The 25,999-nt window shown below is 66.5% G+C and carries 26 protein-coding genes and 1 pseudogene; 13 read left to right on the forward strand and 14 right to left on the reverse strand.

Going from position 1 to position 25,999, the window contains the following annotated elements; translation table 11 throughout:
• Nucleotides 1–207: 207 nt before the first annotated feature.
• Both tnpA and J0X25_RS19455 read left to right on the forward strand, forming a co-directional pair.
• Nucleotides 208–597 (forward strand): IS200/IS605 family transposase, encoded by a 390-nt coding sequence (gene tnpA / locus J0X25_RS19450; RefSeq protein WP_207289103.1) that lies wholly within the window; start codon nt 208–210, stop codon nt 595–597.
• Nucleotides 594–1,832 (forward strand): RNA-guided endonuclease InsQ/TnpB family protein, encoded by a 1,239-nt coding sequence (locus tag J0X25_RS19455; protein ID WP_207289104.1) that lies wholly within the window; start codon nt 594–596, stop codon nt 1,830–1,832. The genes tnpA and J0X25_RS19455 overlap by 4 nt, the downstream gene beginning before the upstream one ends.
• A 105-nt stretch (nt 1,833–1,937) precedes the next feature.
• Here the strand turns inward: J0X25_RS19455 and J0X25_RS19460 are convergent, their stop codons facing one another.
• Complete coding sequence (locus tag J0X25_RS19460) at nt 1,938–3,278, reverse strand: tRNA(Ile)(2)-agmatinylcytidine synthase (RefSeq protein ID WP_207289105.1); 1,341 nt, start codon at nt 3,276–3,278, stop codon at nt 1,938–1,940.
• Nucleotides 3,279–3,536: 258 nt separating this feature from the next.
• Here J0X25_RS19460 and J0X25_RS19465 point away from each other — a divergent pair, with 258 nt between their 5' ends.
• Nucleotides 3,537–4,511 carry a transcriptional regulator gene (locus J0X25_RS19465; protein WP_207289106.1) on the forward strand — a complete coding sequence of 325 codons (975 nt, stop codon included), beginning with the start codon at nt 3,537–3,539 and terminating at the stop codon, nt 4,509–4,511.
• A 99-nt stretch (nt 4,512–4,610) separates the two neighbouring features.
• Nucleotides 4,611–4,820 carry a hypothetical protein gene (locus J0X25_RS19470; RefSeq protein WP_207289107.1) on the forward strand — a complete coding sequence of 70 codons (210 nt, stop codon included), beginning with the start codon at nt 4,611–4,613 and terminating at the stop codon, nt 4,818–4,820.
• Between the two features lie 57 nt (nt 4,821–4,877).
• On the opposite strand, the gene J0X25_RS19475 is transcribed toward J0X25_RS19470, so the two are convergent.
• A complete protein-coding gene (locus J0X25_RS19475; protein WP_207289108.1) occupies nt 4,878–5,135 on the reverse strand; it encodes a glutaredoxin family protein in 258 nt (85 codons plus the stop codon).
• Between the two features lie 108 nt (nt 5,136–5,243).
• Nucleotides 5,244–6,656 (reverse strand): NCS2 family permease, encoded by a 1,413-nt coding sequence (locus tag J0X25_RS19480; RefSeq protein WP_207289109.1) that lies wholly within the window; start codon nt 6,654–6,656, stop codon nt 5,244–5,246.
• A gap of 202 nt (nt 6,657–6,858) precedes the next feature.
• On the opposite strand from J0X25_RS19480, the gene J0X25_RS19485 reads away from it, so the two are divergent.
• Both J0X25_RS19485 and J0X25_RS19490 read left to right on the forward strand, forming a co-directional pair.
• The gene (locus J0X25_RS19485) at nt 6,859–8,205 is read left to right on the forward strand and encodes a glycerate kinase type-2 family protein (RefSeq protein ID WP_207289110.1); all 1,347 of its coding nucleotides are present in this window, start codon (nt 6,859–6,861) and stop codon (nt 8,203–8,205) included.
• Nucleotides 8,206–8,863: 658 nt separating this feature from the next.
• On the forward strand, nt 8,864–9,526 hold the full coding sequence (locus tag J0X25_RS19490) for a potassium channel family protein (protein ID WP_207289111.1): 663 nt from the start codon (nt 8,864–8,866) through the stop codon (nt 9,524–9,526).
• A 210-nt stretch (nt 9,527–9,736) separates the two neighbouring features.
• Here J0X25_RS19490 and J0X25_RS19495 read toward each other — a convergent pair whose 3' ends face one another.
• The 3 genes from J0X25_RS19495 to J0X25_RS19505 form a co-directional block, all read right to left on the reverse strand.
• Nucleotides 9,737–10,885 carry a DNA methyltransferase gene (locus tag J0X25_RS19495; RefSeq protein ID WP_207289112.1) on the reverse strand — a complete coding sequence of 383 codons (1,149 nt, stop codon included), beginning with the start codon at nt 10,883–10,885 and terminating at the stop codon, nt 9,737–9,739.
• Nucleotides 10,886–10,970: 85 nt separating this feature from the next.
• Nucleotides 10,971–11,243, reverse strand: a complete 273-nt coding sequence (locus J0X25_RS19500) for a DUF7513 family protein (RefSeq protein ID WP_207289113.1) — start codon at nt 11,241–11,243, stop codon at nt 10,971–10,973.
• Nucleotides 11,240–12,811 carry a Na+/H+ antiporter NhaC family protein gene (locus tag J0X25_RS19505; RefSeq protein ID WP_207289114.1) on the reverse strand — a complete coding sequence of 524 codons (1,572 nt, stop codon included), beginning with the start codon at nt 12,809–12,811 and terminating at the stop codon, nt 11,240–11,242. The genes J0X25_RS19500 and J0X25_RS19505 overlap by 4 nt, the downstream gene beginning before the upstream one ends.
• A gap of 184 nt (nt 12,812–12,995) precedes the next feature.
• Between J0X25_RS19505 and J0X25_RS19510 the strand changes: the two genes are divergently transcribed.
• Nucleotides 12,996–13,964, forward strand: coding sequence for a calcium/sodium antiporter (locus J0X25_RS19510; protein ID WP_207289115.1), 969 nt, complete (start codon nt 12,996–12,998; stop codon nt 13,962–13,964).
• 81 nt (nt 13,965–14,045) lie between these two features.
• Nucleotides 14,046–15,056, forward strand: coding sequence for a glutathione S-transferase family protein (locus J0X25_RS19515; protein ID WP_207289116.1), 1,011 nt, complete (start codon nt 14,046–14,048; stop codon nt 15,054–15,056).
• A 122-nt stretch (nt 15,057–15,178) separates the two neighbouring features.
• On the opposite strand, the gene J0X25_RS19520 is transcribed toward J0X25_RS19515, so the two are convergent.
• From J0X25_RS19520 to J0X25_RS19535, 4 genes are all read right to left on the reverse strand, one after another.
• Nucleotides 15,179–16,435 carry a divalent metal cation transporter gene (locus J0X25_RS19520; RefSeq protein ID WP_207289117.1) on the reverse strand — a complete coding sequence of 419 codons (1,257 nt, stop codon included), beginning with the start codon at nt 16,433–16,435 and terminating at the stop codon, nt 15,179–15,181.
• A 497-nt stretch (nt 16,436–16,932) separates the two neighbouring features.
• Nucleotides 16,933–17,151, reverse strand: coding sequence for a DUF7535 family protein (locus J0X25_RS19525; RefSeq protein ID WP_207289118.1), 219 nt, complete (start codon nt 17,149–17,151; stop codon nt 16,933–16,935).
• 82 nt (nt 17,152–17,233) lie between these two features.
• On the reverse strand, nt 17,234–18,013 hold the full coding sequence (locus J0X25_RS19530; RefSeq protein ID WP_207289119.1) for an NAD-dependent epimerase/dehydratase family protein: 780 nt from the start codon (nt 18,011–18,013) through the stop codon (nt 17,234–17,236).
• Nucleotides 18,014–18,201: 188 nt separating this feature from the next.
• Entirely contained in the window at nt 18,202–18,489 is a 288-nt protein-coding gene (locus J0X25_RS19535; protein ID WP_207289120.1) for a DUF7565 family protein, read from the reverse strand.
• A gap of 126 nt (nt 18,490–18,615) precedes the next feature.
• On the opposite strand from J0X25_RS19535, the gene J0X25_RS19540 reads away from it, so the two are divergent.
• The 3 genes from J0X25_RS19540 (at nt 18,616) to J0X25_RS19550 (ending at nt 20,161) form a co-directional block, all read left to right on the forward strand.
• Nucleotides 18,616–19,044: a hypothetical protein gene (locus J0X25_RS19540; protein WP_207289121.1), complete on the forward strand. Its 429-nt coding sequence runs from the start codon at nt 18,616–18,618 to the stop codon at nt 19,042–19,044.
• 25 nt (nt 19,045–19,069) lie between these two features.
• Nucleotides 19,070–19,837 (forward strand): PHP-associated domain-containing protein, encoded by a 768-nt coding sequence (locus J0X25_RS19545; RefSeq protein WP_207289122.1) that lies wholly within the window; start codon nt 19,070–19,072, stop codon nt 19,835–19,837.
• Nucleotides 19,838–19,954: 117 nt separating this feature from the next.
• Complete coding sequence (locus tag J0X25_RS19550; RefSeq protein ID WP_207289123.1) at nt 19,955–20,161, forward strand: dodecin family protein; 207 nt, start codon at nt 19,955–19,957, stop codon at nt 20,159–20,161.
• Nucleotides 20,162–20,201: 40 nt separating this feature from the next.
• Here J0X25_RS19550 and J0X25_RS19555 read toward each other — a convergent pair.
• From J0X25_RS19555 to J0X25_RS19565, 3 genes and pseudogenes are all read right to left on the reverse strand, one after another.
• Nucleotides 20,202–20,677, reverse strand: a pseudogene (locus J0X25_RS19555) (Mut7-C RNAse domain-containing protein).
• Nucleotides 20,678–20,716: 39 nt separating this feature from the next.
• A complete protein-coding gene (gene polX / locus J0X25_RS19560) occupies nt 20,717–22,468 on the reverse strand; it encodes a DNA polymerase/3'-5' exonuclease PolX (protein WP_207289124.1) in 1,752 nt (583 codons plus the stop codon).
• Nucleotides 22,469–22,909: a DUF5788 family protein gene (locus tag J0X25_RS19565; RefSeq protein ID WP_207289125.1), complete on the reverse strand. Its 441-nt coding sequence runs from the start codon at nt 22,907–22,909 to the stop codon at nt 22,469–22,471.
• A 278-nt stretch (nt 22,910–23,187) separates the two neighbouring features.
• Between J0X25_RS19565 and J0X25_RS19570 the strand changes: the two genes are divergently transcribed.
• Nucleotides 23,188–24,132, forward strand: a complete 945-nt coding sequence (locus tag J0X25_RS19570; RefSeq protein WP_207289126.1) for a rhomboid family intramembrane serine protease — start codon at nt 23,188–23,190, stop codon at nt 24,130–24,132.
• A gap of 89 nt (nt 24,133–24,221) precedes the next feature.
• Nucleotides 24,222–25,013: an endonuclease V gene (locus J0X25_RS19575; RefSeq protein WP_207289127.1), complete on the forward strand. Its 792-nt coding sequence runs from the start codon at nt 24,222–24,224 to the stop codon at nt 25,011–25,013.
• Nucleotides 25,014–25,034: 21 nt separating this feature from the next.
• On the opposite strand, the gene J0X25_RS19580 is transcribed toward J0X25_RS19575, so the two are convergent.
• Nucleotides 25,035–25,931 carry a universal stress protein gene (locus tag J0X25_RS19580; protein ID WP_207289128.1) on the reverse strand — a complete coding sequence of 299 codons (897 nt, stop codon included), beginning with the start codon at nt 25,929–25,931 and terminating at the stop codon, nt 25,035–25,037.
• Nucleotides 25,932–25,999: the final 68 nt, after the last annotated feature.

The following is a 25,999-nucleotide window of genomic DNA, read 5'->3' on the forward strand; positions in this document are numbered from 1 at the left end:
CCTTCAGATCGGCGCCGCAACGCCGGTTCCCCGTTCCGAGCGAACCGGTCGGTCTCGAGTGATCCAGACCGATAGCGCATACCTCCGTCTTCAGGCGGAGGTCAAGCGATAGGCATAGTGCGTCAATCCACGAGTCCCGCCATTACTGGATTTCCCACGCTTCACCGAAGGTATTAAGACGCCAACGAACCATAGTGTGCAACACGGATGAAGACCACACGGCACGCGACCTACAACCTCAACTACCACATAGTGTGGTTGCCGAAGTACCGCCAGTCGGTACTCGTCAACGAGGTCGCCAACCGTGTGCGAGACATCCTCCACGAAATCGCCGACGACAAAGGCTTAGAGATTATTGACCTGACCGTTCAACCCGACCACATCCACCTGTTCGTCAGTAGTCCACCGAAGCACGCGCCGTCGCTTCTCGCCAACTGGTTCAAGGGTATTTCCTCGCGGAAATACAACCACCGCTACGCGGACAACGACGGTGAGAAGATTCGATGGGCGAGAGGCTACTACGCAGGAACGGCGGGTCACGTTTCCAGCGAAACGGTACAGGACTACATCCAGCGTCACGAGGAGGGCGACCAATGACCGAACTCACCAAGACGTTGGAACTCAAGCTGGTGGACCCGAACGCGCACAAACGACGAAAACTCCGCGAGACGCGGGATACCTACCAGCAGGCCCTTCAGGATGCGTTCGACGCTGGTTGCACCACTCAAACCGAAGCGAACGACATAGTGGTCAACTACGACCTATCGGGGTACGCGAAGAACGCCCTCAAAAAGTACGTCCCGCAGTTGACGACGACGTACAACGCGGGCGACCTACACGACGACCACCCTGTTCGGTTCACCAATGAGGGGTTACGCCTCGACCACAATCCCGAGAACGCTATCGAGTGGTACGTCAAAATCCCGCACCACGAGGACTACCACCTCTGGATGCCAGCACAGCCGAATCCCGACCAACGGAACTGGTTAGAAGCGTTGAACGTTGGTGACGCGGAGATGGGCGAGAGTCGGCTGTTTCAGCGGGATGAGACGTGGTATCTGCACGTCACCGCGACCCGCGACGTGGAGGATTGTTCCGAAGCGTCCGAAGATGAACGGACGCCTATCGGAGTGGACATTGGAGAAGCGTCACTTGTCACGGTGTGTCACCGCGACGACCACGGTTCTCCGACTCGCCCCGAACTGTGGGCCGACGAGGGTAAAACCGTTCGTCGGCTACGCAAGACCTACTTCACCGCTACGCGACGGCTTCAAGAACGCGGAAGCGACCGTATCGCCGAATCGTTCGGCGACGACCTGTGGAACCAGATAGACGACGTGTTCCATCGTGTCACCCGCGAAGTCGTGGAGTACGCAGAATCCGTTGAGAATCCCGTACTGGTTCTGGAAGACTTGACGTACATTCGGGAGTCGATGGACTACGGCGAGTACATGAACCGTCGTCTTCACGGATGGGGGTTCGCCAAACTCCACGCGCAGATACGCTACAAAGCCGTCGAGAAAGGGATTCCCGTCGAGACGGTCAATCCGCGTAACACGTCGAAGGAGTGCCATGCGTGCGGTGAAGTCGGGTATCGCCCGAAGCAGGCGACGTTCAAATGCACGAACGACGACTGCTGGATGGGCGAGTACCAAGCGGATGTGAATGGGGCGATAAACATTGCAGACCGCTACCTCAGCGGAGAGAGTCGTTCCAGAGAACACCCGAACGACGATGACTCGGCTGAGGATGGGGCGCATTTGACCGCGCCACAAGACAGCCAAGCCGATGTTGAAATCCAGCAGTTGACGCTTGGAACGTATGCGTCTTGAAACCACAGGGTCGTTGCACTCGGCCTGAAATCCCGTGGCGGGATTCCCGCGTCTTCAGGCGCGGGAGGAGGTCAACCAGCGTCCGAGCCGCCCCGCTCTAGACGTCTACCGCTCCGGATGCGTCGGCGCGTCGAACCCGCCTCGGACCAGCGGCTTCGCGATGTGGCGGCGCGCACACGGCGGCACCTCGTACCACCCCGTCTCGAGGTCGCGCTCGAGCGGGCGCTCCGTCTTTCCCTCCGCCCTCGTCCCGCAATCCCGGCACCGATACCCCTGCCCGCGGCCGGCGCTCTCCATCGTCCGCTCGCAGTCGGGACAGGTCGGCGTCACGCGCTCGGTCGTCACGAGCTCCCGAACCGCGAACTTCTCGAGTTTGAGCGTTCCCCGCGCAACCTCGCCGCAGGCGGTGATTCGATCGCCGACGCGGAGCGCCCGCACGCGGTCGCGAAAGCGTTTGGTGGGTTCGAAGGCGGCGCACTCGAGGCGCTCGGGGTCGCCATCGTCACGGTCGCCGTCGTCAGTATCGCCGTCGTCAGTATCGTTGTCGTCGGGCGATTCGCCGCGGTCGCCCTCGAGGGCGACGAAGACGTGGCCGCCGCGGCGGGTCTCGGGCGCACTCGCGACCACGCCGTTGACCCGGTAGGCGCGACCGTCAGTCACCGACTCGAGGGTTCCGTCCCGGAGGTGGACGTCGGTTCCCTGATTAGTCACGAACGACTGGCTCGAGTCGACGGGTTCGCCTGCGATGCGGTCGGCGACGTCGCGGACGGCGTCGGGGTCGTCGCCGCGGATCCCGTATAGAATCGGGCCGGGCGTGTGGGGCACGCAGACGGTCTCGCCTTCGCCCCGGTCGACCGTGTCCCAGACCGCGGGGTAGCCACGATCGGCCGCCTCGAAGACGCTCTCGCGGTCGACCTCGCGCGGCGTGCCCCACTGATCGGGAGCGCGGTAGGAGATGTGCTCGTGAGTCCACTCCTCGAGGGCGTTCCAGGCGCCGACGGCGGCGAGCGCCCCGATCCGGCCGCGGCCGTCCCCAGTGTGCCACGAGCGGTAGCCCCGCCGCTCGAGCAGTTCGGTGGCGTCGCGAATCTGGAGGTGGTCGCGGATCGCCGCGCGGGTGAATTCGCTCACGTCGTCGGCGACGGCGTCGAGTCCGTCGCCGGTGACGACTAGCCCGGGGTTCGTCCGCTCGTCGGCGGTTTCGGCCAGCGACTCGAGTCGCTCGCGGGCGAGCGCGAACGCGTAATCGGGATTGGCGTCGGTGTGGATCGCGAGCGCGGCGTTCCCCCGCGTCTTGTACTCGACGGCGGGATTGAGTCGCACGAGGAGGAGTCTCGAGACCGTATTCCCCTCCCGGCGCAGTCGCTTCGCGATCTGCGCGGCGACGTAGGTCGTACACATTCCCCGCTCGCGAGAGTCGGTATCGTCGAGGCCGACGACGGTCATCGGGCGGGTTTCGAGCGCGACGGAATAACCCCTTTCGGGACGGACCGCACGTCTGGACCGCGCCGGACCGACGTCTGGACGGCGCTGGCGGAGGCAGTCGAGGGAAACTGAGCGAAACCGGTCAGTTCGAGTGACCTATCATCGCCCGACGGGAGATACCCGTATATAAGTATACTGCCGGTACGCATCCGAACCGGGACACGGCACCCGGATATCCCGGGGAAAACGTCTTATACGAGGAATAGCTTACGTACCCGTATGTCCCGCTCCGCACTGGTCGGCAACGTAACCGCGATGTTAGAGGACGCGGGATTCGTGGTCAGCGACCGGTGTGCGATCCGGCCGAAGAGTTTCGATATCGCCGCGCGCCGGGGAGAAGACCTCATTCTGGTCAAGATCCTCGGCAACATCGACGCGTTCAACGAGGCGACGGGCCACGAGATGCGACGGCTCGGCACCTACCTCAACGCGACGCCGATAGTCATCGGCCTGCGGAGTCGCGACGAGGATCTCAAGCCGGACGTGGTCTACTTCCGCCACGGCGTCCCCGTCTTCAGCCCCGACACGGCGTACAACCTGTTCATCGAGGACGTCCCGCCGCTGATCTACGCCGCGCCCGGCGGCCTCTACGTCAACATCGACGGCGACCTGCTGGCCGACGAACGACAGGACAGAGACTGGAGTCTCGGACAGCTGGCCACCGAACTCGGCGTCTCCCGGCGCACCGTCTCCAAGTACGAGGACGGCATGAACGCTTCCGTCGAAGTTGCGATGGAACTCGAGGAACTGTTCGACGCGCCCCTGACGAGTCCCGTCTCCGTCCTCGACGGGGCCGACGAGGTCCACGAGACGGAGGCGACGCCCGACGACCCGGCGGCCGACCCCGACGACGAGGAGGTCGTCGCCGTCCTCACGCGGGCCGGCTACAACGTGCATCCGACGCTCCGCTCCCCGTTCAAGGCCGTCAGCCGCGACGAGGAAGACGACAACGACGACGACGTCGTGCTCACCGGCCACTCCGAGTTCACGAAGGCCGCCGAGAAACGCGCCCGGATCATGAGTTCGATCGGTCACGTCACCCACACCCACTCGGTGTACGTCGTCGACCGCGCGAAACAGGAGTCCGTCGACGGCACCGCGCTCGTCGAGCGCGACGAACTCGAGCAGCTCCGCGACGCGGCCGAACTCCGGAAGGTCATCCGGGAGCGTGCCGAACCCGAAGAGGCGGCCTGATCGGCCGCCCCGGCGACGCCGGTCCGGTTCTCGAGCGGAGAAATGCGTCCGATGGCAACACCTATCGGCGCTCGCACATAACTGTCGTCAGCGTATCCGATGTCCGAACGAAATACCGTCGCCCTCGTCAGCGGACGTCGTGCGATCCTGACCGGCTGTCTGGCGGTCCTCCTGCTCGTCTTCAACTACGGCTCGCTCGTCGAGACCGCGTTCGACGCGGCGGCGGCCGCGGCCGTCTTCCTCGTCCTCGGCTATCTCACGCTCACAGTGGGTGATCTGCTCTTCGAGCGACTCCTGTGGAGCGGCTGATCGTCCCTTTAGAACAGTCGATTCCGAAGCGATCCGTCACACCGGTTTCGGGCTCGTTTACGCCGCGCCGTTGCCGTACGTCTTCTCGAGGTACTCGACGATGTCGTCGCTCTCCGACATCCCTTCGACGCCGTTGGCGTCGTCGCTGATGACGGGGACGCCGGTCTGGCCGCTGACCTTCTCGACTTCGGTGCGCTCGTCGTGCGAGCGGGGCACTTCGATCACGTCGTACTCGAGGTCGAGGTCGTCGAGTTTCGAGCGGACTTTCGCGCAGTACGGACAGCCGGGCAGTTCGTACATCGTGATGTCAGCCATGCTGGAATATACTGGGGCCTCGAGCCGTAAGAGCGCAGTGGTTGCGGTGGTCCGGCGGGGCGAAATCGCGAGGAACGATGACTGACAATTCAACCGAGCACCGACGACTCAGCCGAGCATCCCGCTCGTGTAGACGTAGAAGTAGCCGACGAGGATCAGCGACATGAGCCACTGGCCGGGGCGAACGTCGCCGAACTTGCCCGTCGCGGCCTTGATCACCGGGAAGACGATGATCCCGGCCGCCAGCCCGTTCGCGATCGAGTAGGTGAGCGGCATGATGGTGATCGTCAGCCCGGCGGAGACCGCCCACGCCGGATCGTCCCAGTCGACGTCGAGGACACCCTCGAGCATGATGATCCCGACGACGACCAGCGCGATGAACGACGCGTAGGCGGGAATTATCGCGATCAGCGGAATGAGCACGAGCGTGGCGAGAAAGAGGAGGCCGACGACCAGCGCCGTCAGTCCCGTGCGCCCGCCTTCCTCGACGCCGGTCGAGGACTCGATGTACGTCGTGACCGTCGAGGTGCCGACCATCGCGCCGACGGTCGTCCCGACCGCGTCGGCCATCAACGGCTCGTCGATGTCGGGGAGGTTGCCGTCCTCGTCGAGGAAGCCGCCGAACTGGGAGACGCCGATGAGCGTCCCGGCGGTGTCGAAGAAGTCGACGAAGAAGAACGTGAAGACGACCAGGGCGAACGTGAGCGGGTCGACGTCCTGCAGGCCGTCGACGAACGCGAACAGCAGCGGCGAGATGTCGTACTGAGGCGATGTGACGACCGCGAAGGAAAGACCCCCGTCGTCGCCGACGAGCGCCTGCGGGAGAACGGCCGAGCCGGCGAGCCCAGTCAGGTACGTCACCCAGCCGACCGCCGTCGTCGCGACGATACCGATGATGATCGCGCCGGTGAGACCGCGCGCCCAGAGCACGAACGTCAGGAGCAGGCCGAACAGTCCGAGCAGCGCCGCCGGACTCGTCGCGAGATCACCGAGCGCGACCGCGGTGTCCGGATCCGGAACGACGATCGACATCTCGAGCAGCCCGATGAACAGGAGGAAGATCCCGATCCCCGCCCCGACGGAGAACTTCACCGGTTCGGGGAACAGTCGAATCACGTACTCGCGGGCGCCCACCGCCGTGATGACGATGAAGATGATCCCCTCGACGAACACCGCGGCGAGTGCCGTCTCCCACGGGATCCCCATCCCGAGCACGACCGTGTACGCGAAGAAGACGTTCAGTCCCATCCCCGGCGCGAGACCGAACGGTCGATTCGCGTAGAAGGCCATCACGAAGATGGCGACGGCCGACGCGATGATCGTCCCGATGGCGATCATCTGGACGACCTCGATGTAGCCGTACCCCTGGATTTGAATCGCGTCCGCCAGAATGAACGGATTGACCAGAATGATGTACGACATCGCGAGGAACGTCGTGATCCCCGCGACGATTTCGGTACCGACGTCGGAGTCGTGTTCGCCGACGCCGAAGTAGTCGCCGAGCGTATCTGATGCCCCCATATTGGACGTTCGAGCATAACCATACCGATTAGTTAAATGTTCCCGTCCGCGTCCGTCGCTCGAATACGCACGTTCGTGTACAACCCTCCCGAGGGTCGTTTTTCCCCGCTGGTCCAGTTTTGATTTTAGTAGCGTTCGATCGACGGATCGAATCACCTTACCGATCGTGGCGGCAATACCCGTCCATGGGGGACGATAGCGCGTGATCGAGAACCGGGACCGACTGGCGACGACTGACGCCCGTGAGGTCGCCCTCGAGTGCGTCGAAGCCGGGATCGCGGCCGGACAGCCCCGGCGCGTGATCCGCGAGGCGGTCTCCCTCGAGGGTGATGAGACGCTCCGCGTCGGCGACGCGACGTACCATCTCGAGCACTACGACGAGATCGTCGTCCTCGGGGGCGGCAACGCCGCGGTCCACGTCGCCGCGGCGCTCGAGGACGTCCTCGGCGATCGAATCGACGGCGGCCTGGTCGTCACGGACGACCCCGGCGAGACCCAGTACGTCTCCGTGCGCGAGGGTGACCACCCGGTCCCGAGCGAGCGCGGCGTCGAGAGCACGCGCGACCTGCTCGCGGCCGCCGACGCCGCCGACGAGGACACGCTCGTGCTGGCGGCGATCACCGGCGGCGGCAGCGCGCTCATGCCGGCGCCCGCGGGCGACGTCTCGCTCGAGGCCCTGCAGGCGACGACGACCGCGCTCCTCGAGAGCGGCGCCGACATCGGCGAGATCAACGCCGTCCGAAAGCACTGCTCGGCGCTGAAGGGCGGGCGACTGGCCCGGCGGGTCGCCCCGGCGACTGTCGTCTCGCTGGTCTTCAGCGACGTGGTCGGGAACGATCGCAGCGTGATCGCCAGCGGTCCCCTCGCGCCCGACGCGTCGACGTTCGCGGACGCGCTCGCCGTTCTCGAGCGATACGGGATCGACGCCCCCGAGCGCGTCGTCGACCGCCTCGAGCGCGGCGCGGCCGGCGAGGTCGACGAAACGCCGGGTCCCGACGATCCCGCGTTCGACAACGTGTCGACTCACGTCATCGCCGACGGGATGACGGTGCTCGAGGCCGCGCGCGACGTCGCTACCGAGCGAGGCTACGAGGCGCTCGTGCTCTCCTCCCGCGTGCGCGGCGAGGCCCGCGAGGCGGCCACGACCCACATTGCGATCGCGGAGGAGGCGCTGGCCACCGGAACGCCGGTCTCGCCGCCGGCAGTGCTCCTCTCGGGCGGCGAGACGACCGTGACGGTCCGGGGCGACGGGACGGGCGGTCCCAATCAGGAGTTCGCGACGAGCGCGGCCGTCGAAATCGCGGACGGAGGTGGCCCCGAGAACGGAATCATCGTCGCCGCGGTCGACACCGACGGGATCGACGGCGCGACCGACGCCGCAGGTGCGCTCGTCGACGGAACGACGGTCGCGGACGGCGAGCGGGACCGGGCGCACGCGGCGCTGGCCGACAACGACGTCTATCCGTACCTCGAGGAGCGCGACGCGCTGATTCACACCGGTCCGACGGGGACGAACCTGAACGATCTGCGTCTCATCGTCGTCGACTGAGGCCGCCGTCGATGAGCCCGTTGTCGCGTCTCGATCGTCGACAGTACGGCGGAGAACGGTTCTCCCTCGAGAGCGCTCCGTCCGTCGTGAACCGTACAGACGGCACGATCTGACCACGTGCTGTGGCGCGCGCTGTGCCGTGGTGAAGCGATCAGCGAACCACGGCACGACGTTGTGCGAGGGATGAGCGAGCCTGCGAGCGAATCGGCTGGGGAGGGTGGGGAAATCACCGTCGCCACGATAGCAGGACAGTCCTCTTCACTTGTTCCGTCGATCGACGCGTCGGTTCTATTCACACGCGGACTGCACAGTGAACTCGAGAGTGATCCGAGTAAGACGAAGCGTCCTGCTATCGTGGCGGCAGGGAATCGCCACGTCCTCCCCAGCCGATTCGCTCGCTCCCGAGAGTCACTCGCTCATCCCTCGCGCATCGTCCTGCTGCGGTTCGTTATTCACTCACCGCAGCAGAGCGCGCGCCACCGCACGTCGGATGGGCGACCCGCTGTAACAGCGGCGCGACGATATCGTGCGGCAGCCCAGCCGAAAGCCGGCCCGTCGAGACACCGCTCGAGCCCCGTCCGAGATCGTCCCGCTCGAGGCCGTTCGCACACCGTTGCCGAGCCAACGTATTTCACCACGGAGCGTGTATACGAGTACCATGAGATTCGTCATCGTGGGATACGGACGGGTCGGCTCGCGAACGGCACGGATTCTGTCCGAAGAAGGCCACCACGTCGTGCTCGTCGACAACGACCTCGAGCGAATCGAACGCGCGGAGGCCGACGGGTTCGAGACGGTGCAGGGCGACGGCGCCGACGAGGCGGTGCTGGTCGACGCGGGGATCGAGACCGCCGACGCGATCGGCGCGTTCACGCCCGACCTGAACGCCAACTTCGCCGCCTGCATGGTCGGCACCCACCACGGCTGTCGGACGGTCCTCCGGATCGACGAGGACTACCGCGAGGACATCTACGAGAAGTACGCGGAGAACGTCGACGAGATCATCTACCCCGAACGGCTCGGCGCCGCCGGCGCCAAGACGGCCATGCTGGGCGGCGACTTCAACGTCGTCGCCGACCTCGCGACGAACCTCCAGTTGACCGTCCTCGAGATCAAGGACGGATCGCCGGCGGTCGGCAAGCGAATGAGCGAACTCGACCTCCCCGAGGGGGCGCGGATCTACGCCCACGGTCGCGAGCGCGAGTCGCTGACGATTCCGCTGCCGGGGACGGAACTCGCGGTCGGCGACGAGGTCGCGGTCATCACGGAAACAGATCGGGCAGACGACGTCCGGAAGACACTGATGCCCGCGAGCGCCTGAAGGGCCGACAGGGACCGTCTCCCGTCACCGCCGGACGGGCGGTTCGACGCCGCGCCCGTCCGGTGCGAAGCGGGAAACGGGAAGGGAGGGATGCTGGCGCGCGGATGGAGTGGGATGGGGAGCGTCCGCCAGGTGCGCGCCAGATTCGTCTTTTCCGGTAGCGGCAATAAAACCGCGTCAGACAGTCGAACGACGCGAGTCAGACCGGGATCAGCCCTCGCTTTCGGGGCGGAAGACGAGCACGTTCTGGTGGACCATCGACGGGACGAACGAGAACGGGTAGCCGTAGACGTGCAGCTCCTTCGTCGGATCGTACCAGATCAGGTTCGCCGCGAGCGTCACCGGCGCGGTCGACTCGATCGCCTGCGCGAGATCGGCCGAGAGGAACTCGTATGACTGCTCCCGGTACATGTCGCCGATGAACACGACCAGGTGGCCCCCCGGCGCGACCGCGTCGGCGAACCGCTCGAACTTCGCGGCCATGTCGGCCAGCCACTCGTCTTTCGACTGGGTCTCCTCCTCTGCGTCGGTGCTCGAGCGAACCGTATCGCCGACGTCGTCACCCGTCCGGATGCTCGTTTCGTCGCCGTCCACCGACGTATCGGTCTCGTCGCCGTCCACCGACGCGTCGGTCGCGTCCCCGTCGCCGGCGTCGAACGCTCCCAGTTTGCTCTCCCGGGTCTCGCGTTCGTTGCGCGTCTGCTCGAGTTCGTCCATGTGCCAGTAGGGGACGTCGGTCAGCAGGAGGTCGATCGAGTCGTCCGGGATCTCCGCGATCAGGTCGGCGCAGTCGCCGTGGCGCACGTCCTGGTCGGCCAGCGGGGGCTCGTCGCGCTCGCGACGCTCCTCGTTCTCGCGCTCGAGGACGGTCTCGTAGATCTCGATCCACCGCCGATTGCGTTCGAAGCCGATCGCCTCCCGGAGCCCGGTGCTTTCGTGTTCACAGAGGCTCGCGCCCAGCAGGGTGCCGCCGACGCCGGCGAAGGGGTCGAGGACGGTGTCGCCGGCCTTGCTGAATCGGCCGATCAGTTCGGCGCAGAGCCGCGGGGGCTTCTGGCCGCCGTGCTCGCTGCGCAGGTCGTGCTGGAGGTCCGGCGGGTAGCCCTCGGCGATCACGGACTTCGTCGCGTACTTCCACTCCTTGCCGGTGAGGTCGTTGACCCGGTTGCGCTCGTCGTAGATCCCGCGGCCCTCGAGGTAGGTCTGGTGATCGGCCAGTTCGTCGGTATCGATCACCTCGCCGTCCTCGACCGGCAGCGACTCCTCCCGTGCCCGTTCGGCGTCGAACTCGCCGTCATCGTCCGTGAACAGGCGGCTCTGGCGGTGCCGGTCCCGGTCCCCGTCGCCGTCGTCTGCCATGGTGCTCGGTTGGGAACCGCTGGCTCATAAAGCCGCGTCTCTCCTCGCTCGCGCGTCACGAGAATTGGACCGACCGTGGGCGCCGTCAACCGGTGTAGGAACTCTCGCCGACGACCTCGAGGAACTCCGCGCGCCCGGTCGACTCGCTCTCGTCGAACTCCGTGATGCGGAGCCGGACGCGTTTCTCGACGGTCTCGGGGCCGGCCCCCTCGACGATCAGGTGGGTGTCGCCGACGTAGACGTGGCCCTCGGTCCCGTTCGATTCGGCGACGAAGACGCTGATCTCGTCGCCGGCCTCGAACGACGGTGTCGAGTCGCGGAACGTCCATCCCTTGAAGTACTTACTGACGAAGCTCATACGCGAGCCACCTCCTCGCTCTCGCGGTCGGTAACGTACTCCCTGCCGAAGCCGGTGATCGCCGCGACGACGAACACCGCGACCAGCAGCCACCCCTGGAAGACGTAGGGAACGACGTCGATGGGGGTGACGAGCATCCCCGCGTCGAACCACTCGTACTCGCCGGGGAGCTCCTGCATCGCCGAGTAGCCGGCGAGAACCCCGCCGGACCACGGGAAGATGTAGCCCAGCGCGGCGGTCTGGCCGTCCAAAATGTTCGCGCGGCGGTAGCCGTTCAGGTTGAACCGCTCGCCGATCTTCGAAATGTAGGGCCCGATCGCGACCTCCGCGGCCGTGTTGATGGTGATGATCGCGTTGATCAGCGCCGACGTGCCGACCATCGTCAGTTCGGCGTTGCGGACGTTCGTCGCGAGGTGCTCGAGCGACCAGTCGAGGATCGCCTCGAACGCGCCGCCGCGGATCATGATCTGGGCCGCGCCGATGATCAGCAGGACGAGGATCGAGAGCTCGAGGAAGCCCGAGACGCCGGTCATCAGACTCCCGCTGACCCCGACCGCGTCGGCCTCCTCGACGATCGTGAGAAACGGCAGGAACTCGAGCGGTTCGGCCAGCGGCGCGTCCGTCGGCGCGGAGAACGTGACGATGTCGCCGACGCTCGACAGGCCGAGGACGAGGTTGAACGCGATGGCGACGACGATCCCCCACGAGATCGCCTCGACGATGTGGCGACCGGCGATCGCCGTCCCGATCACGACGAGCATGGAGACGATGTGGACGAGTCCGATGGGCTCGCTCTCTCCCGCGAGGATCTCCTGGGCCCCCGCGCCGATGTCGACGGCACCGCCCATCGTCTGTCCCGCGACGACGTAGCCGACGAACGTCAGGATCGCGGCGATGATGACGTACTTGAACCGCGAGGCGACGACGCCCCCGATGTCGGAGTCCTGCGTGACGGCGCTGACGATCGTCGTGTCGCTGACCGGCGCGAGGTTGTCGCCGAAGATCGCCCCCGATAGGATCGCGGCGAACAGCAGCGTCGGATTCGCGCCGAGTAGGATCCCGGTCGGGAAGAACAGGGTCACGAACGCGACGGCGGCGCCGTACCCCGTTCCGATACCCGTCGTGAACAGCGCCGCGAGGACGAACGTGATAGCCGGGAACAGCGTCGCGCCGACGCCCGCGACGTCGGCGAGCCAGACGAGGCCGCCGACGAAGCCGCCGTCCTGCAACAGTTGTGCGAACATTCCCGCCCAGATCCAGGCGACGATGGCCGTGACGGCTACCGGCTGGGTCATCCCCTCGAAGATGGTGTTCGCGTAGGACGCCCAGTCCCCGCGGACGAAGAACATCCCGAGGATCAGGCCGATCAGGATTCCCACGATCAGCCCGCCCGTGTCCGAGATTCGCCAGAGCGCCGTCTGCGCGATGGCCCAGACGATGAAAAACAGGATCGGCAGCGCGCTTATCCCGCGGCCGCCGTAGAACGTTATTCTCGGCTCGTCGTCGCCCGTCCCCTCGACGAACGAATCCGTCGGATCGCCGGTCGGATCGTCGTTGACACCACTCATCGTGTGATACGACATCGTAAACTCACCGTCGTTGAAAACTCTTACTACGGAAACCGTGAACTAACTATACGAGACGGGCCGGCGGTCGCTGCGACGGGTCGCCGAGACGGACCCTCGTCGCCGGGCGCGGCCGGCACCGACCGCTACCCGTTCCTTTTAGTGCCCGTGGCGGGCAGAAGAACTGATGGCAGTCGTCGGAGCTATCGCGCTGCTCGCCGCCGGTATCGGTGGCCTCTGGTTCGGTGCCCGCTGGCTCGTCGACGGGGCCTCGAGGCTGGCGACGACGGTCGGCATCTCCCCGCTCGTCGTCGGTCTCACCGTCGTCGCGTTCGGGACCTCCGCGCCGGAGGTCACCGTCTCCGTGACCGCCGCGCTCGAGGGCCAGGGAGACGTCGCGGTCGCGAACGTCGTCGGCTCGAACGTGTTCAACCTCGGCGTCATCCTCGGTATCGTCGCCGTCATCGCCCCGTTTCGCGTCACGAACGCGTTGGTCCGTCGGGACGCGCTCGCGATGGGCGGCGCGACGGCGGTCGGCGCGCTCGTCCTCGCGAATCGAGACGTCTCGCGGCTCGAGGGAGTCGCGCTCGTCGTCCTGCTCGTCGCGTACCTCGGCGCGATCGGACTGGCGATCCGACGAGGCGACGACGACGACGATGTACCGAACGAGACGGCCGGCGACTCGAGCGTCGGCCGCGACGAGTCGGCGATTTCGGTCGGTCGCGAGGGCGTCCGCCTGCTCGCCGGACTCGGTCTCGTCGTCGTCGGCGGTCGTATCCTGGTCGACGCGGCGACGGGGATCGCCATCTCGCTGGGCGTCTCGGCGTGGCTGGTCGGGGCGACGGTCGTCGCCGCCGGCACGTCGCTGCCGGAACTCGTGACGTCGGTCGTCGCGGCACGGCGCAACGACATGGGGATCGCGGCGGGCAACGTCATCGGCTCGAACGTGTTCAACCTCCTGGGCGTCCTCGGCGTCTCGGCGATCGCCCGACCGATGACCGTCGATCCGGCCGTCCGGAGCGGTCTGGCGTGGCTGGTCGTCGTGACCGCCGTCGGAACGGTCCTGCTCGCGACCGACAGACGCGTCAGTCGTCGCGAAGGGGTCGCCCTCATCGCCGTCGGGCTGGCCTACTGGGTCGCCAGCGCGGTCGGGTGAGTTCGCGGCTCCGAGTCCGCGACGCAGGGGTAACACCGATGTTAGCGAGGTCATTTGAGCCTCGAGCCCCTATCTCCACCCATGAACATGCTCGTCGACGGCGAGTGGCGCACCGATGCGGGGGAGTACACCGACGACGACGGCTCCTTCCAGCGACAGGAGACGACGTTCCGCGGTCGGATCCGCGACGATCCCGGCGCCGAATACCAGCCCGAAGCCGGCCGGTACCACCTCTACGTCTCCTACGCCTGCCCGTGGGCGCACCGAACCCTGGTGACCCGGGCGCTGAAGGGCCTCGAGGACGCGATCTCGGCCTCGGTCGTCGACCCCTACCGCGACGAGGACGGCTGGCAGTTCACGCCCGAGAAGGACGGCTGTACACCCGATCACGTCCACGGCGCCGACTACCTCCGCGAACTCTACGTGCGCGCGGACCCGGACGCGACCTGTCGCGTGACGGTGCCGGTGCTCTGGGACACCGAGACCGACTCCATCGTCAACAACGAGTCGGCGGAGATCATGCGGATGCTCGACACCGAGTTCGACGACGTCGCCTCGAGAGACGTCGACCTCTACCCGGAGGGGTACCGAGACGAGGTCGACCGGATCATCGACGAGATCTACGAACCGATCAACAACGGCGTCTACCGGGCCGGCTTCGCCACCGAGCAGGCGCCATACGACGAGGCGGTCGACGACCTCTTTTCCGCGCTCGACCACTGGGACGAGGTCTTGGCGGACCAGCGCTACCTCGCCGGCGACCGCCTGACCGAGGCCGACGTCGCGATGTTCACGACGCTCGTCCGCTTCGACAACGTCTACCACACGCACTTCATGTGTAACGTCCGGTACGTCCGGGAGTACGAGAACCTCTGGCCGTACCTGCGAGAGCTCTATCAGACACCCGGAATCGCCGAGACCGTGAACATGGACCACATCAAGGAACACTACTACACGACACACCCCGACGTGAACCCCAGTCGAATCGTCGCCCGAGGACCCGACCTCGCGTTCGACGCGCCCCACGACCGCGACGACCTGCCGGGCGGTCCGCCGTCGGATCTGGCTACCGCCGCCAGCGCCGACGACTGAGGAGCGAACGCGCCCCGCAGCGCTCGGAGGCGCGTCCTCGAGACCGATCGCAGACGCGCTGCTGGTCCCACGAATACGACATTCCGGCTCGGACGGCGCGAAAAAATGACCGAGAGACGGGTTTAGAGGATGCCGATAATCGTCTCGTACAGCGACTGGATCGTGGTGAGGCTGCCGATCAGCAACACGAGCCCCGCGGCGACGAACGCCGCGTTCTCGTACCACTCGACGTCGTAGAACTTGTTGACTGCGCCGATGAGCGCGAAGACGGTGACCGGCAGGCCGATCGCGCCGTTGACCGCGGGCATGATGATGGCCATCTCGACGGGGCCGAACCCGGTGTAGACCAGCAGCGGGAGGGCGGTGGCCGCCGAGACCGCGATCAGCCCGATGACCGTCCGGCGGAATCCGGCGTCGCCGAACACCGTGTGTCTGCCCAGCGACTGCGGAATCATGAACCCGGCGCCGAACAGCGTCCCGGTCGCGGACGTGATGCTCGCGAGGAAGACGGCGATCATGAACACCAGGAGCGCGCCCCGGCCGATGATGTCCGCCAGCGGCTGCCCGGGACCGGTCAGCGTCATATCGCCCTGAGCGAGGGTGACCGCGGAGACGATCATCACGAAACTGCCGATCAGCAGCGTCGTCGCGATGCCGGCGGCGTTGTCCCGGCGGTACTTCCAGACGTCGGTCCACTCCTTGGTCGGCCGGATGCTCGACTGGATGAAGAAGTTCGGCCAGTAGACGGTCGTCCCGAGCAGGGCGATGACCGTCGTGAGGTAGCCGATGTCGCTGGTCAGCGCGGGCTGCAGGCCGGCGGCGACCGACTGCCACGGCACGTCCAGCCCGGCGAGCAGGAGGCCGTACGAGCCGAAGACCGCGAAAACGGCTGCGGCGATCGCTGCCTCGATGCGGTCGTAGACCTTCAGCTGGACGATGGCGATCCCCGCGCCGCCGGCGAGGACGATGCCGACGACGACGTTGTCCAGTCCGGGCAGGAGCCAGGCCAGCGCCGCCCCCGCGACGGCGTAGTTCGAGACGGCCCACAGCGCCGACATCAGCGATATCGAGATCACGAGTGCTCGGCCGCCGATCGGGACCGCGTCGACGATGTAATCCGCCAGCGGTTCGTCGGCCACCGCGAGGCGGGCGCTCATGTCGTGGAGCGCGATGTCGATGAGGAAGGCCAGCGGCAGGACCCACAGCAGGGAGAACGCGAAGTTCGCCCCGGCGTCGGCGAGGATGTAGACCGACCCCGCGCCGAAGACGTTCGCGGCGAACAGAACGCCCAGCCCGTACCGGTAGAGGGCGCCGTGTATGGCTTCACCGCCCGGAACGGCGTCGATGACCGTCGAGGAGGAGGCCGACTGTTCGCTCATTCGCGATCACCTCGAGGCGCGCCTCGGACGACGCTTCCGCCGATCCGTCCGTGACACGCGAACTCGATCCGGCGAGTGATCGACCGCGGGTCGGTCGGGCGGTCGACCGCACGCGCTCGAAAGGGGGTGGTTCGATTCGGTGCCGGTGCATCCGTGCGAACTGGTGCTCCGTTCATGTTCGGTACGAAGACGGACACTGGCAGTTCCGGCCGACAGGCGATCGCAGCGTCGTCGCCTCGAGTAACGAGGGACGGCGACGCGTCGACCGGTTCGCCTCACGTCCCTCTGGCCCCGCCATATCGGAGAGTCCCAAGCCGTACTGTGAAAGCCGTATTTTACATCATACTCCCGACTGTCGCGTCGAAACCCGCGGTTACGACGGGGTTTCCGGGGATCAAACGACGAAAACGAAATTCTGGGTTGCTCAAATCGGTTGTCCGGTTGCCGCGACTCGAGTCGGCTCTCAGTCCGACCGGTTCACCGCCGATCCGCGCGCGTTACGAACTCGGCCGGCGCCCCGATTCGTTGCGCCACGCCTCGAAACTGTGCTCGAACTCCTCCTCCGCGAAGAACACTCGCCAGACGAGGTACGCGGGAATGAGCACCGGCAAGAGCGGGAGCAGGGCGATCGCGATGATGGCCGCCATGACGTACCCGAACGCGGACATCTGGGAGTTCGGGCCGTAGCCCGTCGAGTCGGCTACTTTGGTGGACATGTGTCCGCATACGGACCTGTCGGTATTCGGTCTTACGGTCCCGAGCCCAGCGATCGGACCCGTTCCGGCCTCGAGGGCGGCGTTACCGATCGGGGTCGAGAACGTCGGCCGAATCGTCCCGCGGTCGGTAGCCGAGTTCGAGCATCGTCTCCGACAGGGAGAGGAACCGCTCGGCGTTGGCCGAGATACCGTGAGCAGTCGTCGGCGACGACGCGAGGCTGGTGGTCGCGGCGGCGTCGATCACCCGCCGGCAGTCCCCGTGGCTGAGCCACATCGCCCGGGCGAATCGCTCGCCGGCGGCGTCGCGCTGCTCGCATTCTTCCCTGAGTTCGTCTTCAGAGAGCAGCCAGCCGATCCGCAGGTTGACCACGTCCAGTCCGTGGCGGTTCGCGTAGTAGTGACCCATCGCCTCGCCGAAGACCTTGGTGACTCCGTAGTAGGTGTCGGGATCCATCCTCTCGTCGGGCCGGACGACATCGGGCGACCCGACCGTCGACTCCGGTCGGATCGGGGAGACGGTGTTCGCCATGTTGACCGCGTGGTTCGAACTCGCGTAGACGACCCGCTCGAGGTCGTTCTCGACGGCGGCCGCGAAGGCGTTGTAGGCGCCGTCGACGTTCGGCCCGCGCAGGTCCTCCCACGCCGCGCGCGGCTCCGGGTTGGCCGCGAGGTGAATCAGCACGTCGATATCCCGGTCCGAGAGCGCGTCGGCGAACGCGCCGTAGTCGGCGATCTCGAGCGTTTCGGTGTCGATATCCTCGGTTTCGCTGTGAGAAAAGAGCGTGAGATTCGCGTCGGAAAACGCCTCGATGGCCGTTCTGCCGACTCGCCCCGATGCACCCGTAATGGCGATCTCGGTCATAGGCCACGAACGTCGAGCGGGCGGAAATAGGCGGGGCCAGCGCGTTCCGGCCGTTCACGCGATACAAGATTCGATCTCAGACAGACGAGACGGGAGGCCGACGGAACGGCCGCCCGTAACGCGGCCGGGTTCGGCGGGCGGCGTGCGCGACGCTCGAGCGACTCGCCGCCGGAACGAAAACGCGATCGTTACCGTTTCAGTTCCTGGGCGATCGCTTGCATGTTCGCGACGTCCTCGATCTCCTCGAGGAGCTCCTCGCGGTTGCGGACGTCTTCGGAACTCGCGCCGTAGGCGCGGACGTACTCGGCGCGGCTGTGCTCGGTGAAGGCGTGTCGAATCGCGAGGTAGCCGTCGGGGACGACGGTCCCGCAGACCTTACACTCCCGGCGTTCGTGCTCCGTCGCTTGGTGGACGACGGTCGACTCGACGTCCTCGAACACCGCACCGCAGCCGTCGATTCCGCATTCCCAGGCCATTCACTCTCACTGAAGGTATCGACGGGCGGGCCTAATGATACTTTCGCAGCGAACGGGGGTGGCTCGCGGCGAACTGATCGCCTCGCGTCCGACAGGGATTCATCGGCGCGCCCCCATCGGTCAGCTATGCCCGCGACGAACCGCTCGCAGCTGTGTTCCTTCGACGCCGACCGCGTCCGACAGGTCGTCAAGAACACGGTTTCCGGCCCGCTGTACGCCTTCTGCGAGTACGATACCGAGACGTTTCGGCCGCTCTACATCGACGATCGGACCATCTCGATGTACGAGAGCAAGGACGCGATGCTCGAGCACTTCGAGCGGATCCACACGAACGTCCACATGGACTTCATGCAGATCGAACTCTTCCGAAACACGCTCTTCCCGGACGCCGAGCGCGTCGAGTACATCGCGACGGCGATGGACTTCCTGAAGATCCTCCGAGTTTACGTCGGCGACGACGGCCTGTTCATCGCGACCGACCCCGACGAACCGGTCGAACCGATCGTCGACGCGATCAAGGACACGGTCGGGTGGCCGCCGAATCAGAATTCATAACTCGACCGACTCGAAAGAGGCTATCGTGAGCGACGGCACAGCGGAAACGCGAGTCGACTGTCACGTGAAGGTGCTCGACGAGGCGGTCGTCGAGCGAGCGATCGACGTCGGCCTCGACGCGATCGTCTACGCGCCCCACTTCACCAGGATCCCGGAGATCCGGCGGGAAGCGGCCAGCTACTCGACCGACGAGCTGCGCGTGATTCCGGCGCGGGAGGTCTTCACCGGCTCGTGGCGGAATCGCAAACACGTCCTCGCGATCGGCCTCGAGGAGCCCGTTCCCGACTTCATCCCGCTCGAGACGGCGATGGCGGAGTTCGAGCGACAGGACGCCGCGGTGCTCGCGCCCCACCCCGAGTTCCTGAACGTGAGTCTGGGCGAGTCGGACCTGCGTCGGTACCGGGACGTCATCGACGCCGTCGAGATCTTCAATCCGAAATACCTCCCGTCGCACGACCGCCGGGCCCGCGAACTCGCCGAATCGATGGGGTTCCCGCCCTTTACTTCCTCGTACGCCCACCTCCCCCAGTCGGTTGGGGTCGCCCACACCGCGTTCGATGTGTTGATCGACGCCGCGGACGACCTCGTCGACGCCCTCCGAGACGGCGTCGCTCGCCGAGTCGTCCACCACACCGGGAGTCACCGCTGGCGTACCACCGCCGCCGAACTCGCCCACCTCGGCTACGAGAACACGTGGGAGAAGATCGACCGGCTCTTCCTCTCGGGCACCGAGCCGACCCATCCACACCACATCGCCTACGACGGCCGGTTCGACGACGTCTCCGTCTACTGAGTTGCGACCACCAGGCGACACTCCCACACCCATCGGGAGCGCACTGTCACGCTCGACGAGTAACGGCATTGTCACGCCAAATCACTACCTCCCCACGTGGTGTTCGTCCACCGTACGATGGGCGAAACAGTCAAGATCATCAAACTGACCGGTAACTCGAACGAGTCGTGGGAAGACGCCGCGCAGAACGCGCTCGACCAAGCGGACGAAACCCTCGAGAACATCAGCGGCATCGAGATCGAATCGCAGACGGCGGAAGTCGAGGGCGGGACGATCGAGCAGTACAGAACGACCCTCGACGTCTCGTTCGTGCTGGACGGCTAGCGGTCGCCGACCGTAACGCGACAGGCGACTCACCGCAGGGCTACCGATCCCCGCGGGTGCGGTCGCCGGCCGCGTCGATTCTCGAGAGCGTCGCCGCGACCCGATCCCAGTGGCTCCCGCGCCAGAAGTGCTGTCCGCAGTCCCCACAGCGCCGGACGGCGGTGTCGGCGGGGTCGGGCGCGTATTCGGGCGTCGGTTCTCCCGCCGCGACGCGCTCGAGGCGCCCGTTACACCGGCCGCAAAACGAGGGCTCGTCGGCGAGCGTCAGGTCGACGCCCGCCGCGGCGAGTTCCGCCAGTTGATCCTCGACGTCGCGGGACTCGAGTAGGATCGCGTCCGCCGTGCGGGCGGCGAGGTCGACGTCTCGCGTGACCAGCGTCCGGTTCTCCGCTGCGCGAGCGCGCGAAGGGCATTGTCGGCCTCGAGGCCCCGGTCGCCCGCGTAGGCGGCGTCGTGGCCGCACATTCGCAGGTAGGCCGGAAGGCCACCGCACATGACGTCGAGGAGCAGTTTCATTGTCGTCTCGAGCGCGTCCGAACCGAAGTCGGCGAGCGGTCAGTGCAGGAACTCGCGCAGGTCCTCGAGTGCCCACGTGTTGATCACGTCGTCCGGTTCGGCCCACCCGCGTCGCGCCGTGTGGACGCCCCAGCGCATGTACTCGAGCGTCGACGGCTGATGGGCATCGGTGTTGATCGCAATGGGGGCTCCCTCCTCGAGGACGGCCTGAACGGCGCTCCCCCAGAGGTCCAGCCGGCGCGGGTTCGAGTTGACCTCGAGGGCGGTGCCGTGCTCGGCCGCGGCCTCGCCGAGCGCGGCGGCGTCGAACTCCAGTCCGGAGCGCTCGTTGAGTAGGCGGCCGCTGGGATGGCCGAGCACGTCGATCGTCGGGTTCTTCGCGGCGCGGACGAGGCGTTCGGTCGCCGTCTCCGCATCCTGTCCGAGCGCGCTGTGGGTTGAGGCGACGATGACGTCTAAGGCCTCGATCACCTCCTCCGAGAGGTCGATCTCGCCCTCGGCGTCGACGTTGGCCTCGATTCCCGCGAACACCTCGATGTCGACTGCGGCGGCCACTTCGCGGATCGCCTCGACCTGCTCGAGGATTTCGGTGTCCGAGAGGCCCATCCCGCCGACGATGCCGGGTCCCTCCGCGTGGTCGGCGACGCCGTAGTAGTCGTAGCCCATGGCTTTGGCCGCCTCGACCATCGCTTCGATATCGGTGTTGCCGTCGGACCACTCGGTGTGACTGTGCAGGTCGCCGCGGACGTCCTCGCGGGTAAGCAGGTCGGGCAACGCGTCGTTTGCCGCCGCCGCGATCTCCCCGCGGTCCGATCGGAGTTCCGGCGGAATCCACGGGAGCCCCAGCGCCTCGTACATCCCTTCCTCGGTCTCGCCGGCGACGCGTTCGCCGACGCGCTGGTCCGACTCGTGGTCCTCGACGTCGCTCACGTCGAAGGCCCCGTACTCGTTCAGCTTCATTCCGCGATCGATCGCGTAGTTGCGCAGCGCGACGTTGTGGTCCCTGCTCCCCGTGAAGTACTGCAGCGCGGAACCGAACTCCTCGGGGACGACCACGCGGAGGTCAACCCGAATCTCGCCGACGCGGACGCTCGCTTTTTCGGGGCCGGACTCGATCTCGCCGTCGACCGAGTCCCAGTTCACGAAGGTGTCGACGACCGCCTCGCCGTCCTCGGTGGCGGCGAGCACGTCCACGTCGCCGATCGTCTCGCGCCACCGCCGGATGGAGCCGGCGACCTCGCAGCGCTCGACCTCGTCGACCGACTCGAGGAACTCGAGCACGTCGTCCGCGAGCGGCCGGGCCTCGCCAAGCAGTTGGCGCTGGCCGACTTCCCGGGCGAATTCGATGTTCTCCCGGATGTTCTGCTCCGTTTTGGGGCCGAACCCCTTGACTGCCCGTATCTCGTTGGCTTCGGCTGCGTCCTCGAGGTCGTCGAGCGTCTCGATCCCGAGTTCGCGGTAGAGTTTCCCCGCCGTTTTGGGACCGACGCCCTCGATGCGCGTGATGTCGGCAATGTCGATCGGCAGCTCCGCGCGGAGTTCCTCGAGTTCCTCGATCTCGCCCGTTTCGACGTACTCGATCACCTTCGAGGAGATGGCGTCGCCGACGCCGTCGATCTCCTCGAGAACCGCCTCGTCGCCGTCCTCGACGCGGTCGGCGATCGGGACGGGGTGGGCGCGGATGTTCTCGGCCGCGCGCCGGTACGCGCGGGGCTTGTACTCGACGTCGTCGGCCTCGAGCAGGTCGGCGAACTCCTCGAAGCGACCGGCGATTTCGGCGTTGGTCGCCATTTATCGTCCCCTCCGGGAGGCGCCGCCGTCGTCCTTCCCCAGCGCCTTTTTGAGGAACGACATCCAGCGCTTGCGATCCTGGGCCTGTTTGGCCTGCTGTTCGCGCTCTAAGTCCGTCGGTCCGAGGCTCTCGAGGGCGTTCAGCGCCCGATCGATGCCGATGATGCTCCCGGCGAGTTCCTCGCCCTCCTCGCGGCTGATATCGCCCTCCTCGATGGCCTCGAGGCGCTCGCGTCGCTCGCGTCGCAGGTTCCGTTTGGCCTGCTCGACGCGGTCGCGCTCGCCGGCGGGCACCGTCTCGCGGCGCTTGATCTCGAAGACGAACGTCCGGAGCTCGATCTCCTCCCCCTGGACGGTGATCGTCTCCGGGATGTCCGCGCCGACGGTCGCGCCCTCGCGCTCGACGCGCTCGAGCAGCTGCTTGCGCTCGTACTCTTGCACGCCTCGATATGGGGGTTCGGGAAGCAAAAATGTACAGTTCGGGGCGACGCGGGCGGGGCGGCCGGCGGTCGCCGCCGGACGGCCGGTCGAGTCGGTGACTTCCCCACTCTCGTGTCACCACCAGAAACGGTCCGTAAGACGCGACTACCGTCCGAAGCGGACCGTTCAACGGGCCGAAACGCTCGCGTATACGGGCGGAAGCACGCCCGCGACCGCGGGAAATCAGTGCGAGGGACGAACCCCAAATCCCTTAGCGGTGCCACACATACCCCCGCTCAATGGCCAAGTGCGACGTGTGTGGGAAAGACGAAAGCATGCCCTACAACTGTCGGCACTGCGGGGGCACCTTCTGTGCCGACCACCGGCTGCCGGAGAACCACGACTGTACGGGGCTGCAAAACTGGAACGATCCGCAGGGGGTCTTCGACAGCGGCTTCGACGACGGCGTCGAGAGCGGCGGGAGCACTTCCCGGGCCTCGAGTCTCACCGACAAACTGCCGATCGACACGGGACCGGGCGGGCCGCTCGCGTACTTCCGCGGGAACGTGACCTACACGTTCCTCGCGCTGATGTGGATCACGTTCCTGTTACAGTTGGTCGTGCAGACGGCGTTCGGGTTCGGCCTCCACCGGACGCTGTTCGTCCTGACGCCGCAGCATCCGGAGTACGTCTGGACGTGGTTCACGTCGATCTTCGCCCACGGCGGCTTCATGCACATCGTGTTCAACAGCATCGTGATATTCTTCTTCGGGCCGCTCGTCGAGCGCTACGTCGGCTCGAGGAACTTCGCGATCCTCTTCCTGGTGAGCGGCGCGCTCGCCGGCCTCGCACAGATCGGTATCACCCTCCTGCAGGGTCCGATCACCCCCCTCACGCCGGGCGTCCTCGGTGCCAGCGGTGCCGCGCTCGCGATCATGGGCATCCTGACGATCCTGAACCCGAACCTCACGGTGTACCTCTACTTCATCCTCCCAGTCCCGATCTGGATCCTGACCGGGTTCACGGCGCTAATCAGTATCTTCTTCATCGGCACCGGGGGCGGCGGCAATATCGCCCACATGGCCCACCTCGTCGGCCTCGCGATCGGACTGGGCTACGGCGAGTACGTCAAGCGCACCCAGAACGTCCGCACGCCGAACCAGTTCCAGCTCGGCGGTGGCGGGCCGGGCGGTCCCGGTGGCCCCGGCGGCCCGGGCGGTCCCGGCGGTCGCCGTCGATTCTAACCCATTCATTCGTTCTTCCCATCCGGTTCACTCATTCGGTATCGCAACCCCGACACTGATTTTCGCCCGCCGTCAATCCTCGAGCAGCAATGTCCACGGCCCGGCCCGACCTCGTTCCCGACGGCTCGCTCGAGCGCGACGAGATGGAAGCCATGCAGCGCGAAATCGCCGACGCCGCGGTGTTCGAAGACGAGTTCGACTTCGATGCCGCCACGCTCGGCGATCCGCTCGCGTCGGCCTCGAGTCCCGACGACCCCGTGACCGTGGTCGGCGTCGACCAGTCGTTTCTCACGAACGAGGCGGGCGATCAGGACCGGGCGCTGTCCGCCGTCGTCGCGATGCGCGGCGGCGAGGTGATCGAGCGCGTTCACGCCGTCACGCCCCTCGAGATTCCCTACATCCCGGGCCTACTCTCCTTCCGCGAGGGACGGCCGATCCTCGCGGCGCTCGAGGAACTTTCCGTCGACCCGGACCTAATTCTCTTCGACGGCAGCGGCCGCATCCACTTCCGGCAGGCCGGCATCGCGACCCACATGGGCGTCGTCCGCGACGTGCCGAGCATCGGCGTCGCCAAGAGCCTGCTCTGCGGGACGCCGACGGAGGACACCGAGAACCTCCCGGCGGGGTCCCGCGTTCCGATCGAGTCGAACTCGCGGGTCGACGCCCCCGACGGCACACTACTGGGCTACGCGGTCCAGACGCGCCAGTACGACTCGCCGGATCGGTACATCAATCCGCTGTACGTCAGCCCCGGCCACCGCGTCGGCTCCGAAACGGCCGCCGACGCCGCGCTCGCGCTCGCCACGTCGTACAAACTCCCCGACCCCGTCCGTCTGGCCGACGGCTACGCCGACGAGGCGAAGCGCGGACTCGACGAGTGACTCGCTCGCGGACGACGCACGTCACGGAGTCGGCAAGAGCCGTCTGAGCCGGCGGATCACCGGCCCGCCGACGGCGTCCCCGTCTCGAGCGAGGATCACCGTGCGGTCGGTTCGGCGCGCCACCCTCCGCGGGATGGAACCGACGAGGCGGCGGTGAACCGCCCCCTGACGCGTCGCCCCGAAGACGACGATATCGTGTTCGGCCGCGGCCTCGAGGAGCGTCTCGACGACGTCGCCGCCGTCGTAGATCGTCGATTCCGACCGAACGGGCGGCCCCGGCGCGTCCTCGAGGAACGTCGTCGCCCGTTCGATCGATTCGCGGGCCACCGACGGATCCGCGTCGTCGTCGATGACCGAGCAGAACGAGACGGCCGCATCGTTGCGGGCCGCGATCGCGTTCGCCACGTCGACCGCCGGCCGGACGTGCGGACCGCCCGCGACCGGCAGCAGGATCGAGTCGACGCCGTCGGCCTCGTGCCCGATGCGTTCGACGTAGAGATCACACGGGGCGCGCTCGAGAAGCCGATCGTTCGTCGAGCCGAGTACCGCGTCGGTTCGGCGCTTGCGGTCCTCCCAGCCGACGACGAGCGCCCGCGCGTCGGTCTCGTCGACCGCCGTGAGTATCCCGTCGGAAACCGACCGACTGACGACCTGTGCGTCGTCGATCCTGACGTCGTCCGGCGCGACGGCGAGTGCGCTGTCGAGTAGCTTCCGGCTGTTTTCCGCGTACTGCTCGATGATCGTCTCGTCCGAATAGACGGAAAACGGCGAGTCGTGGGACTTGACGACGACCGAGACGATCCGAACGATCGCGTCGCTCGCTCGAGCGAGGTCACTGGCCGTTCGGACGAGTTGCGGGGTGTGGTCGGGGTTTGCGACAGCGACCAGTATCGGTCGGTCCGTCGAAGCGTCCATCATATGTGTTACCTAGTGCCACGATACCGAATAGTTCTCGGACGCCGGTAGTGAATATCCGCCTCGGTGAT

Origin of the sequence: Haloterrigena alkaliphila, from assembly GCF_017352155.2 — an archaeon.
Taxonomy (GTDB): Archaea; Halobacteriota; Halobacteria; order Halobacteriales; family Natrialbaceae; genus Haloterrigena; species Haloterrigena alkaliphila.

Bases quoted from the DNA above. Each gene is read 5' to 3' on its own strand.
- J0X25_RS19505 (WP_207289114.1), bottom strand. From the start codon at position 12,811: ATGAGTGGTGTCAACGACGATCCGACCGGCGATCCGACGGATTCGTTC.
- J0X25_RS19515 (WP_207289116.1), top strand. From the start codon at position 14,046: ATGAACATGCTCGTCGACGGCGAGTGGCGCACCGATGCGGGGGAGTAC.
- J0X25_RS19530 (WP_207289119.1), bottom strand. From the start codon at position 18,013: ATGACCGAGATCGCCATTACGGGTGCATCGGGGCGAGTCGGCAGAACG.
- J0X25_RS19460 (WP_207289105.1), bottom strand. From the start codon at position 3,278: ATGACCGTCGTCGGCCTCGACGATACCGACTCTCGCGAGCGGGGAATG.
- J0X25_RS19470 (WP_207289107.1), top strand. From the start codon at position 4,611: ATGTCCGAACGAAATACCGTCGCCCTCGTCAGCGGACGTCGTGCGATC.
- J0X25_RS19570 (WP_207289126.1), top strand. From the start codon at position 23,188: ATGGCCAAGTGCGACGTGTGTGGGAAAGACGAAAGCATGCCCTACAAC.
- J0X25_RS19480 (WP_207289109.1), bottom strand. From the start codon at position 6,656: ATGGGGGCATCAGATACGCTCGGCGACTACTTCGGCGTCGGCGAACAC.
- J0X25_RS19465 (WP_207289106.1), top strand. From the start codon at position 3,537: ATGTCCCGCTCCGCACTGGTCGGCAACGTAACCGCGATGTTAGAGGAC.
- J0X25_RS19550 (WP_207289123.1), top strand. From the start codon at position 19,955: ATGGGCGAAACAGTCAAGATCATCAAACTGACCGGTAACTCGAACGAG.
- J0X25_RS19500 (WP_207289113.1), bottom strand. From the start codon at position 11,243: ATGAGCTTCGTCAGTAAGTACTTCAAGGGATGGACGTTCCGCGACTCG.
- J0X25_RS19495 (WP_207289112.1), bottom strand. From the start codon at position 10,885: ATGGCAGACGACGGCGACGGGGACCGGGACCGGCACCGCCAGAGCCGC.
- J0X25_RS19580 (WP_207289128.1), bottom strand. From the start codon at position 25,931: ATGATGGACGCTTCGACGGACCGACCGATACTGGTCGCTGTCGCAAAC.
- J0X25_RS19510 (WP_207289115.1), top strand. From the start codon at position 12,996: ATGGCAGTCGTCGGAGCTATCGCGCTGCTCGCCGCCGGTATCGGTGGC.
- J0X25_RS19525 (WP_207289118.1), bottom strand. From the start codon at position 17,151: ATGTCCACCAAAGTAGCCGACTCGACGGGCTACGGCCCGAACTCCCAG.
- J0X25_RS19475 (WP_207289108.1), bottom strand. From the start codon at position 5,135: ATGGCTGACATCACGATGTACGAACTGCCCGGCTGTCCGTACTGCGCG.
- J0X25_RS19520 (WP_207289117.1), bottom strand. From the start codon at position 16,435: ATGAGCGAACAGTCGGCCTCCTCCTCGACGGTCATCGACGCCGTTCCG.
- polX (WP_207289124.1), bottom strand. From the start codon at position 22,468: ATGGCGACCAACGCCGAAATCGCCGGTCGCTTCGAGGAGTTCGCCGAC.
- J0X25_RS19490 (WP_207289111.1), top strand. From the start codon at position 8,864: ATGAGATTCGTCATCGTGGGATACGGACGGGTCGGCTCGCGAACGGCA.
- J0X25_RS19455 (WP_207289104.1), top strand. From the start codon at position 594: ATGACCGAACTCACCAAGACGTTGGAACTCAAGCTGGTGGACCCGAAC.
- J0X25_RS19575 (WP_207289127.1), top strand. From the start codon at position 24,222: ATGTCCACGGCCCGGCCCGACCTCGTTCCCGACGGCTCGCTCGAGCGC.
- J0X25_RS19540 (WP_207289121.1), top strand. From the start codon at position 18,616: ATGCCCGCGACGAACCGCTCGCAGCTGTGTTCCTTCGACGCCGACCGC.
- tnpA (WP_207289103.1), top strand. From the start codon at position 208: ATGAAGACCACACGGCACGCGACCTACAACCTCAACTACCACATAGTG.
- J0X25_RS19535 (WP_207289120.1), bottom strand. From the start codon at position 18,489: ATGGCCTGGGAATGCGGAATCGACGGCTGCGGTGCGGTGTTCGAGGAC.